Below are 16,301 nucleotides of genomic sequence, written 5' to 3' on the forward strand. Positions count from 1 at the left end.
AGACTAGCCGCGCTGTAGGCGCGAAGCGAGCACTCCGAAGATCGCCGCCGACACGAGAGGGATCCACAGGAGGAACCCGCGGATTCCCGCGCCCAGCAGGATGCCGGGCGTCGTGCCATCGCGCAACTCGACATCGGCGATGATCGCACCCCGCTCGTCGACGCCGATCTGGTCGATCGTCGTGCCGTCGGGCGCGATCACCTGGCTCGTTCCGACGGTCGAGACGTTGACCACGCTGCGGCCGGACTCGATCGCGCGCATCCGGGCGAACGCGAGCTGCTGAAGGTTCTCATCGGTGCCGCGGAAGTCGGCGTTGTTGGTCTGGAAGATCAGCACCTGTGCGCCGCCGGAGATCCCCTCTTCGATGTGCTGGTCGAACAGCACGTCGAAGCAGATTGCGAGCGCCGCCTGCACGCCGTCGATGTCCATCACCGGCGAATCCGTGCCGGGCTCGTACTCTCGGCCGATCATCCCGATCAGCGACGGCACGATCTTCTCGTAGAGCCCGCGGTCCGGCACGTACTCGCCGAACGGCACCGGATACCGCTTGTCGTGCGACTGCTCGACCCCGCCTGCTGTCCACAGCATTGAGCGGTTGAAGACGAGATCGCCGTCGGGAACGGCGGCGTTCAGCAGGATCGGCGCGCCGACCATTCGGGTCGCGCGGTCGAGCACGGCGGCGGCGTTCGCGTCGTCGAGCGGATCGAGGCCGACGCCGCCCTCGGGCCAGACCACGAGATCCGGATCCACGCCGACGGCTTCCTCCGTCGCCTGCAGCTGCGCGTCGAGCACGTCGTACCGCTCCCCCTGGTCGAGGTACGCGGTCGGTCCGTTGCCCTGCACGGCGACAACGCGGAAGGATCCGGCATCCGCCGTCGGAAACTGCGGCAGGAGGATGAGCGCGATCAGCAGCAGGGCCGGGGCCGTCAGCGCCCACCAGCCGACGGTGCGGCGAACGCGCATCACGCGCACCGCCTCGATCGCGAGCGCGACGACGAGCACCATGAGGAAAGTGAGCCCCGCGACGCCCACCCACGATGTGACCACGGCGAGCGGGCTCTCGGACTGGCTCATGCCGATCCGCCCCCAGGGGAAGCCGCCGTAGGGCCACGACCCCATGATGAGCTCGCGCGATGTCCACACGCCGGCGACGACCAGGGAGGTCGCGGCGAGGCGCCATGGCCCCGGACGCATGACTCGTGAGATCCATCGATACGCGAGGGCGATGACGATCGCGCCGGCCCCCATGAAGATCGATTCCACGCCGGCGAGGGCCACCCAGGGCACCCAGTTCAGCGGGTCGTCGCCCAGGAATCGCGCCGCCCAGTCGATATGCGGCAGATAGAAGGCGAGCCCGTAGACCAGCCCGACCACGGACGCGGACCACACGCGCCGCCCGATCAGCGAGACGAGTGACAGGGCGACCGATACGAACGCGAGCGGCCAGATCCCGAGCGACGGAAACGAGGCGTCCAGCGCGAGTCCGCCGACAACCGCGGCGACCAGTGCCGCCCAGAGGGGAAGGATCGCGCGATCAGGCGCCGGGGATGTCACGCGACGAGCCTACTGGTCGTCGTCTGCGAGCTCCTCGAACAACCCGGCCGGCGGCGTGATCACGACACGGCCCCCCGCGGGGTCGACCTCCGGCACGATCGCCGAGACGAAGGGCACCATGACCTCGCGCTCGCCGATCTTCACGATCAGCAGGTCCTGCGCGGGCATGTGCTCGACGCGAGCGATGCTGCCGACGGCTGTGCCGTCGCGCACGACGTCGAGGCCGATCAGCTGGTGGTCGTACCAGGCGTCGGGTTCAGCAGAGGCCTGGTCGTCCTGATGGTCGACCCACAGGATCGCCTTCACGAGCGTCTCTGCCTCGGTGCGGTCCTCGATGCCCTCGAAGAAGATCACCGGGCTGGCGTTCATCCAGCGGAACTCCCGCACCGTCACCGTCTGACGGTGCCAGCGGGACTGCTCCGGGGCCTGGAGCGTGAACGATGCCCCGGGCACAAAACGGCCGTCGGGATCATCGGTGTACAGCTCGAGCTTCAACGCGCCCTTGAGTCCGTGTGCCTTGAGCACACGGCCGACGCGGAGCTGGTTCTTCGGTGACGCGGCGGCGACCATCAGTCGTCGGCCACGTCGACGCGGATACGGCGGTCTCCCGCCAGTGCGGCCGCCACAGTGCGGATGGCCTTGGCCGTGCGGCCGCCGCGCCCGATCACGCGACCGCGGTCCTCCTCGGCGACGTGCACTTCCAGCACGTCGCCTCGGGAGGATGCGGTCTCGTCGATGCGGACGTCGTCGGGGTTATCGACGATGCCCTTGACGATGTGTTCGAGCGCAGCTGCCAGCACGATCGGAGTTACTCCGCGTCCGTTGCCGGAGCGTCCTCGGCCGGAGCCTCGGCAGGCTCGGCGGCCTTCTTCTCGGCCTTCGGCTTCACAACCGACTTCTTGGACGAGTTCGGCTCGTAGGGCTTCTTCTCCTCGGCGACGCGAAGCGTGCTCTTGGCGTCCTTGTCGCCCTTGAACTTGCCCCAGTCGCCCGTGATCTTGAGGAGGGCAGCGACCTGCTCGGTCGGCTGAGCACCGACGGACAGCCAGTGCTGCGCACGCTCGGAGTCGACCTCGATGAACGAGGGCTCCTCGGTCGGGTGGTACTTGCCGATCTCCTCGATCACGCGGCCGTCGCGCTTGGTGCGCGAGTCGGCAACGACGATGCGGTAGTACGGCGCGCGGATCTTACCCATACGCTTCAGACGGATCTTGACAGCCACGATTCTCCTGTGGATTGAAAGAGTTGATGAACCTGTGCGCGCGGCGCGTGGGGTCATGCACGCTGGCGGAAGCTCTAAGGGTGGACGCACCGCTGGATAGAGGGTCGAACGGGCGTACCAACGTTCTATTCTGCCAGATGATCGAGACGATCGCGAACACGCGGGCGGCCGAGTTTGCAATTTCAGTTCCGTAAGGCAAGGCTTACCTACTGTCCCATTCGTGAGCAGAAAGGCTCGCATGTCCCGCCATCGCTTCTTCGTCGCGGCCGGCATCGCCGGATCCATCCTCGCCCTCGCCTCGTGCGCAGGCAGCACTCCCGCGGAAGACGCTGCCGCAGGCGGCGGTGAAACCTGCGATGCGACCGAGCCGGCGCCCCTCGGCAACGACGCCGTCACAATCGATCACGCGCTCGGCACGACCGAGATCCCGGCCGACATCTCGCGCGTGGCGTCGGTGGGCTGGGGCAACCAGGATGTCGCGCTCGCCCTCGGCGTCGCACCGGTGGGCACCGACGACCAGACGTGGTCGATGTCGGGCGACGACGAGCTCGGACTGTACGAATGGACGCTCGACGCTTACGACGAGCTGTGCGCTCCGAAGCCGACGATATTCGAGGCGACCGACGGCGTCGACTTCGAGGCGATCGCCGACACGGCGCCCGATGTCATCCTGGCCGGATACTCGGGTCTCACGGAGGACGACTACGCCACCCTCAGCGAGATCGCCCCGACCGTCGCCTACCCGGACATCCCCTGGTACACCCCGTGGCGCGACTCCATCCGGATCGATTCCGAGGCGCTCGGCAAGGCCGACGAGGGCGAGCAGCTCGTCGAGGACCTCGACCAGCAGATCGCGGACGCCACCGCCGATATCACGAGCTTCGAGGGCAGAACGGCGGCGTTCTTCTACGTCAACCCGACCGACCTTTCGACGATCTCGATCTACGCGACCGGCGACGCGCGCACGGCCTTCCTCGGCGACCTCGGCTTCGACTTCCCCGAACTGGCGCGCACCACGAGCGACGGCGGCGGGTTCTACGCGGACATCGCCGCGGAGAACGCCGATCAGCTCGCCGACGTGGACGTCTTCGTCATGTACGGCGACGAGGCCCTCGTGCAGGCACTGCAGGACGACCCGCTGTGGGGCACCCTCGACGCCGTGAAGAACGGCTCGGTCGTTGTGACCGGTTCGGGCGATGACTTCAGCGGCGCGGTCACGCCGACCGCCCTGTCCATCCCGTGGATGCTCGACGACTACGTCGCACTGCTCGACGACGCAGCGCAGAAGGCGGAGTGACCTCCGCGACGGCTCGAACCCGCCGGTCCGCCCGCACGATCTGGGGCGTGGCCGGCGGAGTCGTGCTGGTCGCCGTCGGGGTCACCGTGTCGCTCGCCTTCGGGTCGCGCGTGGTCTCGATCGCCGAGATCGGCGAGGGACTCCGAGCATTCGTCTCCGGTGACACCGCCCAGGAGATCGGCGCGATCGCGGTGGCCGAACGGATCCCCCGTACCGCGCTGAGCGTGATCGCCGGCGCCGCGCTCGCCCTCTCGGGCGGCGTCATGCAGGCGATCACGCGCAACCCGATCGCCGATCCCGGCATCCTCGGCGTCAACACCGGCGCGGCCCTGTTCGTGGTGTGCGGGATGGCGTTCTTCGGTATGTCGTCGGTGTTCTCCTACCTCGGCCTCGCGCTCGCGGGCGGCGCTCTCGCCGCGGTCGTCGTGTATCTCGTGGGATCCGTCGGCGCGGGCGGCGCCACCCCCATCAAGCTCGCGCTGGCCGGCGCCGCCGTCACTGCCTCCCTCTCCTCCCTCGTGAGCGCCGTACTGCTGCCGCGCGCCGCGGCGATGAACGAGTTCCGCTTCTGGCAGGTGGGCGGCACGGGAGGCGCGGACTGGTCATCGATTGCGATCGTCGCGCCCCTGATCGCCGTCGCGGCGATCGTCGTGTTCTGCCTCGCGTCCGGGATGAACTCGCTCGCGCTCGGCGACGATGTCGCCCGCGGCCTCGGCGTGCACGTCGGGCGCACGCGCGCCCTCGCTGCTGCGGCCGGCGTCGTGCTCTGCGCCGCGGTCACCGCCGTCGCCGGCCCGATCGCCTTCGTCGGACTGATGGTGCCGCACGCCGTGCGCCTCGTCGTGGGCCCCGATCACCGCGCGATCCTGCCGATTTCGGCGCTCGGCGGCGCCGCGCTGCTGACGATCGCCGACACGATCGGCCGCGTCATCGGATCCCCCGGCGAGATCGAAGCCGGCATCATCACGGCGTTCGTCGGAGCCCCCGTGCTCGTGGCCATCGCCCGCCGCACGCGGATGAGGGCGCTGTGAGCGGCGCCACCGCGGTGCGCACAGGCCGCACCCGTCGCGCGCGCCGGCGCCGAATCGGCATCGCCGCCCTCGCCGCGCTCCTGGTCGTCCTCGCGGCCGGCATGCTGATGCTCGGCAAGACGGTGTATCCGATCGACGACGTCGTCCGCGTCATCATCGGACAGGACGTGCCGGGCGCGTCATTCACGGTCGGTACTCTGCGGATCCCCCGGCTCGCCGCGGGTGCGCTTGCGGGGATCGCCTTCGGCATCGCCGGATCCACCTTCCAGACATTACTGCGCAACCCGCTCGCGAGCCCCGACGTGATCGGCATCACCTCCGGCGCATCGGCCGCTGCCGTGCTGTCGCTGGTCGTCCTGCACTGGTCGGCCGCGGCGACGACCGCGCTCGCGCTCGCCGTCGGCATCCTGACGGCCGTCGTCATCTACGCGGCGGCGCGCGGGGGCGAGTCGACCGGCGGCCGGCTGATCCTCATCGGCATCGGCGTGGGCGCCATGATGAACGCGGTCGTCCAGTTCCTCGTGCAGCGCGCCGCCGAGTGGGACGTGTCCGTGGCCATGCGGTGGCTCACAGGTTCGCTGAACGGCGTCAGGCTCGAGGACCTCGGGCCGCTCGCGATCGCAGCCGTGGTTCTCGTGCCGATCGTGATGGTGCTCTCCCGCGATCTGCGCGCGCTCGAGCTCGGAGACGCGTCAGCGACGGCACTCGGCGTGCGGGTCGACCGCGCACGGGTGCTGCTGATCGTCGCGGCCGTCGCGCTCGCCTGCTTCGCCACCGCGACGACAGGACCGATCGCCTTCGTGGCGTTCCTTTCGGGCCCGATCGCGGCGCGCATCGTCGGCGCGGGCGGATCCCCCGTGATCCCCGCGGCGCTCGTCGGCGCCTGTCTCGTGCTCCTGGCCGACCTCGTCGGGCAGTTCGGCTTCGACACCGCGTTCCCCGTGGGCGTCATCACGGGCATCGTCGGCGCGCCGTACCTCATCTTTCTCCTCATCAGGACGAGTCGTCTCGGAGGTTCCTCGTGACAGGTTCACACGTGCTCGAAGCGCGTTCCCTCAGCTCGGGTTACAGCGGCCGCACGGTCGTCGACGGCGTCGACCTCGTGCTGCCCCCGGGCCGGATCAGCGTCATCGTCGGGGCGAACGCCTGCGGCAAGTCGACGCTGCTGAAGACCCTGTCGCGCCTGATCCCCGCAACCGATGGAGCGGCCGTGCTCGACGGCAAGGCGATCACGCAGATCCCGACGAAGAAGCTCGCGCTCACGCTCGGCCTCCTCCCCCAGCAGCCCATCGCCCCCGAGGGCATCGCGGTGTCGGATCTGGTCGGGCGCGGCCGGCATCCGCACCAGAAGATGTTCCGGTCCTGGACCGCGGAGGACGACGACGCGGTCGCCGATGCTCTCGAGACGACGGGCATCTCGGAGCTCGCCGATCGCGCGATCGACGAACTGTCGGGCGGTCAGCGTCAGCGCGTCTGGATCGCGATGGCGCTCGCGCAGGGCACGGACGTGCTGCTGCTCGACGAGCCGACGACGTTCCTCGATCTCGCCCACCAGGTCGAGGTGCTCGACCTGCTCACCGACCTGAACCGCAGCCGCGGCACGACGATCGCCATGGTCCTGCACGATATCAACCTCGCCGCGCGCTACGCCGACCATCTCTTCGCGATGCGCGACGGCCACATCCTCGCGTCGGGCGCTCCGCAGGACGTCGTCACCCCCGCACTCATCGACGAGGTCTTCGGCCTCGATGCCGAGGTGATCTCGGATCCCGTCTCCCACACGCCGCTCGTGATTCCGCGCGGCCGCCACCATGTCTCCGGAGGACAGTCCGCATGATCGACACCCGACCGAACCGCGCCTTCCGTGTGCGAGTGACGCGCATCGAGGATCTCACCCCCAGCTTCCGGCGGTTCACCGTCACGAGCGACGACATCGCCGACTACGGCGATCCCGGGTTCGACCAGCGCGTCAAGGTGGTCTTCCCGACTGCGGCTCTGCCGCTTGATGCGATGCCGACCGGCGACGACTGGTACGCCGAGTGGCGCGCCATGCCGGAGGACGCGCGCCCGCCGTTCCGCACGTACACGACGCGGGCCGTGCGCGCGAGCATGGGAGAGGTCGATATCGACATGGTCGCGCACGAGCCCGATGGGCCCGCGTCCGCGTGGATCGAGCGCGCGAGCATCGGAGATGAACTGCTGATCATGGCGCCGACCGTTCACCATGAGGGCGTCAGCTACGGGATCGACTTCGTCCCGCCCGCACGGACCGAGAACTACCTGCTCGCGGGCGACGAGACCGCGGCCCCCGCAATCGCCGTGATCCTCGAGCAGCTTCCGCGCGAGGCGCGCGGCATCGTGGTGCTCGAGGTGCCGGATCCGCGCGACATCGCCTATCTCCCGCCTCATCCGGGGTTCACGGTCCACGCGGCGGGTCGCGGATCGGGCGATCGGCACACGCACCTCGAGTCGGCCACGCGCGAGCACGCCGGTGCGCTGTGTCCCGACGGCACCGGCTCTGACGTGGAGGAGGTCGACATCGACGCCGGCATGCTCTGGGAGGTGCCGCGCACCGCGAAGGGCGGCGCGGCGCTGAAGTCGGCGCCGCTGTATGCCTGGATCGCCGGCGAGGCGAGCGTCGTCAAGTCGCTGCGCCGCCACCTCGTGCGTGATGTCGGCATCGACCGCCGCGCCGTCTCGTTCATGGGGTATTGGCGCCTCGGACGCGCCGAGGGAAGCTGACGCTCAGCACAGCATCCAGATGTCGGCCTGCGGGTCGGCGATGCGCCCATCGGTGAGCATCTCGAGGAACTCATCCGGGTCGACCCCGGCGTCCTGATCCTCGCAGCGCCTACCGCACACATGCGGCAGTGACCTCGAGACCGGCCCCCACAACCCGGCGTCGTGGATCTCTTGCCGGTCCCGGGCATAGACGCGCCGGTCTTTGGCCTCGTGGTCGCGGGCGATCTGTTGACGTTCGGCCCGGGCCGCGTGTGGGGTTTCGTGGAAGAACACCCGGCTGATCGGTTCGTCGGTGACAACATGCCCGGTAGGCGTGGTGAACACGACCACCCCGTCGGCGGTCTGGGTCACCGTCCATCCGGCTTGGTGTTTCATCTGGTGATGCGCCGGACACAGTGCTTCGAGGTTGTCCAGGCGGGTGGGCCCGCCGCGGGCATAGTCGTGCCCGTGATCGATATCGCATCGCCGGCCTGGGACTTCGCAGCCGGGGATGCGGCAGGTCATATCTCGCGCCATCACCGCCCGCCGCTGCGGGGTGGTGGGCCGGTAGTGATCGACCGCCTCGATCGTGCCCGATTCTGGGCGGATGAAGATCCGCTCCCACCCCGCCGTGTTGCCGGCGAGGATCCTCGCCGTGTCGGCATCGATCAGGGTGCCATCATCCAACCACGCCGCACCGATCCCACCCTCAGAGTCAGTCTCGGCCTCGGGGCCGATCAGGTGCGTGACGGGGATCGTGACCTGCACGCCCGCCCGAATCTGACTGAGACCCGCCCCAGTACCTGAGGCGAAGAGGTCGTGCCCGCTGGGTGCGGCCGTGAGGAGCACATCGAGGAGCAGGTCCGTGCGCACCTGCGGGAGCGTGCGCCGGTCACTGGCTGCGACGACTTCCGGATCCGTGCCGTCCAGGCCACCGGATACCGGCGCCATCCACCCCTCCTCGGGGAGTTCACCGTGTGCGCGCTCGTAGGCGCGGCGGGCACGGGCCCGGTCTTTCTTGATCTCGCGGGCCATCTGATCGACCCGGTCGAACACCGACCGCACCTCCACCGTCGGACCACACAGCAACAGCTCACTCATCCCCGCCCCCACGTCGCGGATCGTGACGTGCCGGTGCGCCCGGGCCTCGGCGTGTCGTTCCCGGAACGACCGGGAATCCAGGTCGGCGGCCTGCTTCTGCAGTACCTTCCCGAGCTGACGGGCCGTGCGCTGCTCACCCAGGGCGACGGCCCCGTGGTCGAGCGAGGCCCGTCCGCCCGCATCCAAGGAAAGGCCGGCTTTGACGACCTGTTCCGCGTGCCGCAGGGAAAGCCTGCCCTCTTGGAGGGCGGCGAGCGTGACGGGGCAGTCATCGTGGATCTGTTCGGCCATCGCCAACCGGGCCCGGGCTTCGGCCGGGCCGGTGTGCAACGCGATGCCGGCCTGCGCGGCGAACGAGCGCCGCGCGTCCTCGCGCGCACGCGACCCCGAAAGCGACGCGGCCGCCTGCGCATCGGAGAGCCGGCCGAGGCGGGCGAGGAGGTCGACGACGTGTCCCTCGATCATCGCCGCCGCCCGCCGCGCATCGGCGAGCTCGTCGAGCACGGCGCGAGCCTCGACGGCCTGCTCGGGCGTGAGCCCCCGCAGCTCGTCCTCGAACTCATCCTCGGTCATGCCCCCCATTCTATCGCATCTTTGTTCTATTGCAACATATACAGTCAACTACATACTCGTTACTTTGTTCTACACAATTCATCGCCCCGCGCACCCCGCAGATCGTTACGCTGGTCGTATGAGCGCCTCACCTCGCAACGTCGTGAACCAGGTCCGTGATGCCGGTCGCACGCAGGTCGTGATCATCGGCGGCGGCATCAACGGCATCGCCGCCTTCCGAGACCTCGCCCTGCAGGGCGTGGAGGTCGTGCTCGTCGAACGGGGCGACTTCGCGTCCGGCGCCTCGGCCGCGTCGAGCCACATGGTGCACGGCGGGATCCGCTATCTCGAGAACGGCGAGTTCCGGCTCGTGCGCGAGTCGGTCCGCGAGCGCAACGACCTCCTGAAGACCGCGCCCCACTTCGTGAGGCCGCTCAAGACGACCGTGCCGATCTACTCGTTCTGGTCGGGCCTTCTCCAGGCTCCGATGAAGTTCGTGTTCGGCCGCAAGGGCAAGCCGGCCGAGCGCGGTGCGGCACTGATCAAGGTCGGGCTGACGATGTACGACCTGTTCGTCGGGCCCACCCGGCGCACCCCGTGGCACAGGTTCCGCGGCCGCGCGGCGTCGCTGCGCGAGCTCCCCCGCCTCAACCCGGACATCAAGTTCACGGCGACATACTTCGACGCGTCGATGCACGATCCCGAGCGGCTCGCGCTCGACGTGCTCACCGACGGCATCAAGTCGAATCGCAGCGCGCACGCGCTGAACTACGTCGAGGCGACCGGCTTCACGGGCGACGGCGTCACCGTGCGCGATCTCGTCTCCGGTGAGGAGTTCGCGCTCGCGGCCGATGTCGTCGTCAACGCGACGGGGCCGTGGGCAGACCTCACGAACGCGGCGCTCGGCACCCCGACCCGCTTCATGGGCGGCACCAAGGGGTCGCACATCGTGCTCGACAACCCCGAGCTCGTCGCCGCGACCGGCGGGCGCGAGATCTTCTTCGAGCACTCCGACGGGCGCATCGTGCTGATCTACCCGCTCAAGGGGCGCGCGATGGTCGGCACGACCGATATCGAGGCCGATCCCTCCGAGCCGGCCCGCTGCACCGAGCAGGAGGTCGACTACTTCCTCGACCTCATCAACGATGTCTTCCCCGACGTCGCCGTGTCGCGCGACGAGATCGTCTACCGGTTCAGCGGGATCCGCCCGCTGCCCGCGAGCGACGAGTCGAACAACGCGCAGATCTCGCGCGATTACCGCGTGGTCGTCGATTCGTCTCGGGGCATTCCGCTCGTGACCCTCGTGGGCGGAAAGTGGACGACCTTCCGCTCCCTCGGCGAGACCCTCTCGAACGTCGTGCTCGACCTGGTCGGCGCGCCCCGAGCGATCTCGACGCGCGGGCGCCCGATCGGCGGCGGCCGCGACTTCCCGACGACGCGCCGCGCGCGCGGCGTGTGGCTGCGCTCGCGCGTGCCCGGATCCGGCACCCGCGGATCCGTCCTGCTCGACCGATACGGAACGCGAGCGGCGCACGTGTGGCGCGTGCTCGAGGATCACGACGACGTGCCGATCCTCGGCGACCGGCTCTCGACGTGGGAGCTCGCGTGGATGGTCGATCACGAGCACATCGTGCACCTGTCCGATGTCGTGATGCGCCGCACCGACCTCGCGTTCACCGGTTCCGTCTCCCGAGAGCTGCTCGATGACATCGCCCGAACCCTGGCGAAGTTCCTCGACTGGGACGACGAGCGCACCAACGACGAGATCGCCGCGACGATCGATGAGCTGCGCGACGCACACGGCGTCGAGCTCGATGCCGACCTCGATGCGGAGGCCGCACATGCCTGATTACATCCTCGCCATCGACCAGGGCACGACCTCGAGCCGCGCCATCATCTTCGACCGCACCGGGAACATCGTCTCGACCGGTCAGAAGGAGCACGAGCAGATCCTGCCCCGCCCCGGCTGGGTCGAGCACGACCCGATGGAGATCTGGAAGAACGTGCAGGAGGTGATCGGCATCGCCCTGAGCCGAGCCGATCTCACCCGCCACCACCTGTCGGGCATCGGCATCACGAACCAGCGCGAGACGACGGTCGTGTGGGACCGCACGACGGGCGAGCCGGTGTACAACGCGATCGTCTGGCAGGACACGCGCACGCAGCCGATCGTCGACCGGCTCGCGAAGGATCACGGCACCGACCGCTTCAAGAGCATCGTCGGCCTGCCGCTTGCGACGTACTTCGCGGGCACGAAGATCGCGTGGATCCTCGAGAACGTCGACGGCGTGCGCGAACGCGCCGATTCGGGCGCTCTGCTGTTCGGCACGACCGACACGTGGGTGCTCTGGAACCTCACGGGCGGATCCCACGGCGGCGTGCACGTCACGGACGTGACGAACGCGTCGCGCACACTGTTCATGGATCTCGACACGCTCGAGTGGCGCGACGACATCCTCGAGGAGTTCGGCGTGCCGCGTTCGATGATGCCCGAGATCCGCTCGTCGAGCGAGATCTATGGACACGCGAAGGACTCGTCGCTGCTGCGCGAGACGCCCATCGCCGGCATTCTCGGCGACCAGCAAGCCGCGACGTTCGGCCAGGCGGCGTTCGATGCGGGCGAGAGCAAGAACACCTACGGCACCGGCAACTTCGTCATCTTCCAGACCGGCGAAGAGAAGGTGCTCTCCTCGGACGGGCTGCTGACGACGATCGGATACAAGCTCGGCGATGAGCCGGTCACCTACGCGCTCGAGGGCTCGATCGCGGTGACGGGATCCCTCATCCAGTGGCTGCGCGACCAGCTCGGCATCATCCGCTCCGCGCCCGAGGTCGAGACCCTGGCCGCGAGCGTCGACGACAACGGCGGCGTGTACCTCGTGCCGGCGTTCAGCGGCCTGTTCGCCCCGTACTGGCGGCCGGACGCGCGCGGCGCGATCGTCGGCCTCACGCGGTTCGCGAACAAGGGCCACATCGCTCGAGCCGCGCTCGAGGCCGTCGCGTTCCAGACGCGCGATGTGCTCGATGCCGTCGGAAGCGACACCTCCCTCGATCTGGGCGAGCTGCGGGTCGACGGCGGCATGGTCCAGAACGACACGCTCATGCAGTTCCAGGCCGACCTTCTCGGCGTGCCCGTCGTGCGCCCGGTGATCACCGAGACGACGGCGCTCGGGGCCGCCTACGCCGCCGGCCTCGCGACGGGCTTCTGGTCGGATCTCGACGAGCTGCGCGCGAACTGGCGCGAGGACGAGCGCTGGGAACCGAGCATGGACTCGAAGGAGGTCAATCGCCTCATGCGGCAGTGGCGCAAGGCCGTCACGAAGTCGATGGACTGGGTCGACGACGACGTCTGAGACTCAGACGCTAGGCGCGTTGGCGCGGATGTGACAGCCGTCGCCGGAGCTTCGCCACCGTCAGAGCGAACGTGCCGACGACGAGGGCGCCGATCAGCGCGAGGGCGAGCACCATGCTCGGCACGATCGTGACCACTCCGATCAGAGCGACCGCGAGCAGAAGCATCATCTCGCGCAGTTCGCTTCCGAACTGCTGCAGTCGAGCGGGCCGCGCCCGCAGCGTGCCGAGCTGCTGGGGCGCGATGCCGAGCCGGGCGCGCGTCGACGCATCGACGAAGACCGTCGGGATATCGGGCCACACGCCGATCGTCTCGCGCACCCCCGGGAATCGGGCGCCCCAGATGCCGTTCGAGACGCGCTCGCGCTCGATCTGCACGTCTTCGGGCACCTCGAACGCTTTGACCGCGAGCGTGCTCACGACGCCGTTGGCATCCGGGCCGCCCTCGAGCACGACGTAGTCTCCGCTCGCCACGCCGAGCAGCTGCAGGGATAGCCTGCTCATGAGGCATACGTCGCGCTCGGTCGACGAGGTGTCAGCCAGCGTGACGCGCAGGGTCAGCGAGTTCGGCGGCCCGAGGATCTTATCGGCCCATCGCGGGCGCTTCACCGTGACCTTTCGAGCTCGCACCTCCTCGCCCGCCTCGATTCCGAGCCCCATGCGCAGCACATGGTCGAGTTCGATGGCCTCGTCGGGGATCGCGTCGCCGTCGTCGTCGCGCAGTACGGTAGCGACCGCGCGCGGCGCACGGGCACCTGCGACGTCCTGCAGCGCCTCCGCCACCAGCTCGACGTTCTTCGGGTGTCCGAGCGCCTCATCCATCGCCGCGCCCAGCCGCACGACCGATCGGCCGCGCCTCTCGAGGAAGTCGTTCGATCGTCCCGCGATCGCGACGACCGTGCCGTCGTCGTTCCGCGAGACGATGCGAGCGTCGATCAGGGATCCGTACCGTCGCGCCTGCCCCCCGATCTCGTCGGGCCGGCCCCACAGCGGGTTGTCGTCGCGGACGAAGCCGCCCGCGCGGAGCGCGGCCGTCGACGCGACCGGATCCGCCCGGCGGGTGACGATCTCCTCGGGCGTGGATCCGATGACGGCCGCAACCCCCGCATCCGCGCTGACGCGAGCGAGCACCGCCGACTGGTCGGCGAACCACCGCTCGGGCGACACCGAATCGGGTCGCGTCTGGCCCTCGGACGCCATGACCCACGGGCCGTCGTCGTCGGCAAGATACCCGTCGCGGGACACGTACGCGTACGCGCCGAACAGCCGCTCGCCGGTCTCCAGCTGAATCGGCGTCTCGACCCACACCCGGCGGTAGGCCGGAGACTCGGTGCGGTCGATCTCGCGGAGCTGTTGGTCGTCGAGCAGCTGCAGCGACATCTCGGCGACCGCGCCGGGCTCGGGAACGAGCGTCGCCGGGACATACCCGAGCGGCGAGACGAACGAGCTGAAGCCCGCGGTCATCTCTTCCACTCGCGCGCGGATCGACGGCACCACGAGCGGCACGGACGTCGTCGCGAACTTGTGGCGCATCTGCGAGGGCGCCGCGTTCGATCCGATCGCGAGCACCGGAACCCGCGTGTCCGGCCCGTACCCGTAGGCCTCTTCGAGCACCGACGACAGGTGCGGGAAGGCCGTGCGGGACAGGCGGAGCTTCTCCCGCTCGTCGACGGTCAGCGCGACCCGGCAGGTCGGGAGGCGCTGCAGGTGGTCGGACTGCCACGCGAGCGCGCCGCCCTCACGATCGCAGATCTCCCAGATCGCGTCGTGGGTGATCACGACCGAGGCGGCCGGGCGCGTGCCCGGATACGTCAGCGGGTGCGCGCGCGGTGCGCTCGACGCGGCGTACGGGTCGGTCAGAGTTTCGTCCGGCATGACCGCCAGCTTACCGAGCGCGCGGGGCCCTACTTGTTGCCGAACAGCTTCCGGATCTCTTCCATGTCGGGCTCGCTCGCGTCGGTGGGCGCCGCGGCGCCGAGCCCGAAGCCGGCCCCCGCGGGAGCTTGTGCGGGCAGCTCCGGAGCGGCCGCGCGCTTGGCGGGGTTGCCCGACCGATTGCCCTGGAACTTGCCCTTGTTCTTCTTCCCGCGCTTCGATGAGGCGCCCGGCTTCTGGCCGGGCATCGCACCCATGCCGGGAATGCCGGCGTTCTCGCCGCGGGCGACCTTCTTCATCATCTTCGCGGCCTGCTCGAAGCGGTTCACGAGCTGGTTGATGTCGGTGACCGTGACGCCGGATCCGCGGGCGATGCGCGCGCGACGGGATCCGTTGAGGATCTTCGTGTTCTGGCGCTCGGCCGGCGTCATGCCGCGGATGATCGCCTCGGTGCGGCCGATCTCGGACTCGTCGAAGTTCTCGAGCTGCTGCTTCATCTGCCCGCCCATGCCGGGAAGCATGCCGAGCATCTTCTTCATCGAGCCCATCTTCTTGAGCTGCTGCATCTGCTCGAGGAAGTCGTCGAGGGTGAACGCCTCGTTCGCGAGCTTGTCGGCGACCTTGCGGGCCTCCTCCTCGTCGAACGCGGCCTGCGCCTGCTCGATGAGGGTGAGCACGTCGCCGAGGTCGAGGATGCGGCTCGCCATGCGGTCCGGGTGGAAGTCCTCGAGCGCGTCGAGGCCCTCGCCGTTCGAAGCGAAGATGATCGGGCGGCCGGTGAGCGAAGCGACCGACAGCGCGGCACCACCGCGCGCGTCGCCGTCGAGCTTCGACAGCACGACACCGGTGAAGTCGACGCCCTCCTGGAAGGCCTTGGCCGTGTTGACGGCGTCCTGGCCGATCATCGAGTCGATGACGAACAGGACCTCGTCGGGATCCGTGGCCTTCCGGATCTTCGAGGCCTGACGCATCAGCTCTTCGTCGACGCCGAGGCGACCCGCCGTGTCGATGATGACGATGTCGTGCTGCTTCTGACGCGCGAACTCGACGCCGGCCTTCGACACCTTGACGGGGTCGCCCTGACCGTTGCCGGGCTCGGGCGCGAACACGACCGCGCCGGCCTGCTCGCCGACGACCTGGAGCTGATTGACGGCGTTCGGCCGCTGGAGGTCGGCCGCGACGAGCACGGGGGTGTGGCCCTCGCCTCGGAGCTTCTTCGCGAGCTTGCCCGCGAAGGTCGTCTTACCGGATCCCTGGAGGCCCGCGAGCATGATGACCGTCGGCGGGTTCTTCGCGAACTGCAGCTTGCGCTGCTCGCCGCCGAGGATCTTCACGAGCTCCTCGTTGACGATCTGCACGACCTGCTGGGCGGGGTTCAGCGCCTTGTTGACCTCATCGCCGAGCGCGCGGTCGCGCACGTCGGCCGTGAACTGCTTGACGACCTCGAGCGCGACGTCGGCGTCGAGGAGTGCGCGACGAATCTCGCGGACGGTGCCATCGACATCAGATGCCGACAGGCGTCCCTTCGTGCGGAGGTTCTTGAATGTCTCGACGAGACGGTCGGAGAGCGTGCCGAAAGTAGCCATGGTGGCCCCAT

14 protein-coding genes are annotated in these 16,301 nt (G+C 69.1%); 7 read left to right on the forward strand and 7 right to left on the reverse strand.

Going from position 1 to position 16,301, the window contains the following annotated elements:
- Positions 1 to 3: 3 nt before the first annotated feature.
- Genes lnt through rpsP form a run of 4 tightly spaced genes read right to left on the reverse strand, consistent with a single transcriptional unit; the run spans position 4 to position 2,776 of the window.
- Complete coding sequence (gene lnt, locus G510_RS0100710; RefSeq protein WP_029152016.1) at positions 4 to 1,554, reverse strand: apolipoprotein N-acyltransferase; 1,551 nt, start codon at positions 1,552 to 1,554, stop codon at positions 4 to 6.
- A 9-nt stretch (positions 1,555 to 1,563) separates the two neighbouring features.
- Positions 1,564 to 2,124, reverse strand: a complete 561-nt coding sequence (rimM, locus tag G510_RS14860; protein ID WP_051216099.1) for a ribosome maturation factor RimM — start codon at positions 2,122 to 2,124, stop codon at positions 1,564 to 1,566.
- Complete coding sequence (locus G510_RS0100720; protein ID WP_029152017.1) at positions 2,124 to 2,354, reverse strand: RNA-binding protein; 231 nt, start codon at positions 2,352 to 2,354, stop codon at positions 2,124 to 2,126. The genes rimM and G510_RS0100720 overlap by 1 nt, the downstream gene beginning before the upstream one ends.
- An 8-nt stretch (positions 2,355 to 2,362) precedes the next feature.
- Positions 2,363 to 2,776 carry a 30S ribosomal protein S16 gene (gene rpsP / locus G510_RS0100725; protein WP_029152018.1) on the reverse strand — a complete coding sequence of 138 codons (414 nt, stop codon included), beginning with the start codon at positions 2,774 to 2,776 and terminating at the stop codon, positions 2,363 to 2,365.
- Between the two features lie 220 nt (positions 2,777 to 2,996).
- Between rpsP and G510_RS0100730 the strand changes: the two genes are divergently transcribed.
- From G510_RS0100730 to G510_RS0100750, 5 genes are read left to right on the forward strand one after another with little or no spacing between them, the layout of a single operon-like run.
- The gene (locus G510_RS0100730; protein WP_157560369.1) at positions 2,997 to 4,073 is read left to right on the forward strand and encodes an iron-siderophore ABC transporter substrate-binding protein; all 1,077 of its coding nucleotides are present in this window, start codon (positions 2,997 to 2,999) and stop codon (positions 4,071 to 4,073) included.
- Positions 4,070 to 5,104, forward strand: coding sequence for a FecCD family ABC transporter permease (locus G510_RS0100735; RefSeq protein ID WP_245563198.1), 1,035 nt, complete (start codon positions 4,070 to 4,072; stop codon positions 5,102 to 5,104). The genes G510_RS0100730 and G510_RS0100735 overlap by 4 nt, the downstream gene beginning before the upstream one ends.
- Positions 5,101 to 6,129, forward strand: a complete 1,029-nt coding sequence (locus G510_RS0100740) for a FecCD family ABC transporter permease (RefSeq protein WP_029152021.1) — start codon at positions 5,101 to 5,103, stop codon at positions 6,127 to 6,129. The genes G510_RS0100735 and G510_RS0100740 overlap by 4 nt, the downstream gene beginning before the upstream one ends.
- Complete coding sequence (locus tag G510_RS0100745; protein ID WP_029152022.1) at positions 6,126 to 6,941, forward strand: ABC transporter ATP-binding protein; 816 nt, start codon at positions 6,126 to 6,128, stop codon at positions 6,939 to 6,941. The genes G510_RS0100740 and G510_RS0100745 overlap by 4 nt, the downstream gene beginning before the upstream one ends.
- Positions 6,938 to 7,846 (forward strand): siderophore-interacting protein, encoded by a 909-nt coding sequence (locus G510_RS0100750; protein WP_029152023.1) that lies wholly within the window; start codon positions 6,938 to 6,940, stop codon positions 7,844 to 7,846. Before G510_RS0100745 ends, G510_RS0100750 begins: the two co-directional genes overlap by 4 nt.
- A 3-nt stretch (positions 7,847 to 7,849) precedes the next feature.
- On the opposite strand, the gene G510_RS0100755 is transcribed toward G510_RS0100750, so the two are convergent.
- Entirely contained in the window at positions 7,850 to 9,499 is a 1,650-nt protein-coding gene (locus G510_RS0100755; RefSeq protein WP_169562538.1) for an HNH endonuclease signature motif containing protein, read from the reverse strand.
- A gap of 118 nt (positions 9,500 to 9,617) precedes the next feature.
- On the opposite strand from G510_RS0100755, the gene G510_RS0100760 reads away from it, so the two are divergent.
- Positions 9,618 to 11,327, forward strand: coding sequence for a glycerol-3-phosphate dehydrogenase/oxidase (locus G510_RS0100760; protein ID WP_029152025.1), 1,710 nt, complete (start codon positions 9,618 to 9,620; stop codon positions 11,325 to 11,327).
- Complete coding sequence (glpK, locus tag G510_RS0100765) at positions 11,320 to 12,831, forward strand: glycerol kinase GlpK (RefSeq protein WP_029152026.1); 1,512 nt, start codon at positions 11,320 to 11,322, stop codon at positions 12,829 to 12,831. Before G510_RS0100760 ends, glpK begins: the two co-directional genes overlap by 8 nt.
- Positions 12,832 to 12,841: 10 nt before the next feature.
- On the opposite strand, the gene G510_RS17350 is transcribed toward glpK, so the two are convergent.
- Positions 12,842 to 14,704 carry a gamma-glutamylcyclotransferase gene (locus G510_RS17350; protein WP_051216101.1) on the reverse strand — a complete coding sequence of 621 codons (1,863 nt, stop codon included), beginning with the start codon at positions 14,702 to 14,704 and terminating at the stop codon, positions 12,842 to 12,844.
- 29 nt (positions 14,705 to 14,733) lie between these two features.
- A complete protein-coding gene (gene ffh, locus G510_RS0100775) occupies positions 14,734 to 16,290 on the reverse strand; it encodes a signal recognition particle protein (protein WP_029152027.1) in 1,557 nt (518 codons plus the stop codon).
- Between the last annotated feature and the right edge of the window lie 11 nt (positions 16,291 to 16,301).

This window comes from Microbacterium gubbeenense DSM 15944 (assembly GCF_000422745.1).
GTDB classification, from domain to species: domain Bacteria; phylum Actinomycetota; class Actinomycetes; order Actinomycetales; family Microbacteriaceae; genus Microbacterium; species Microbacterium gubbeenense.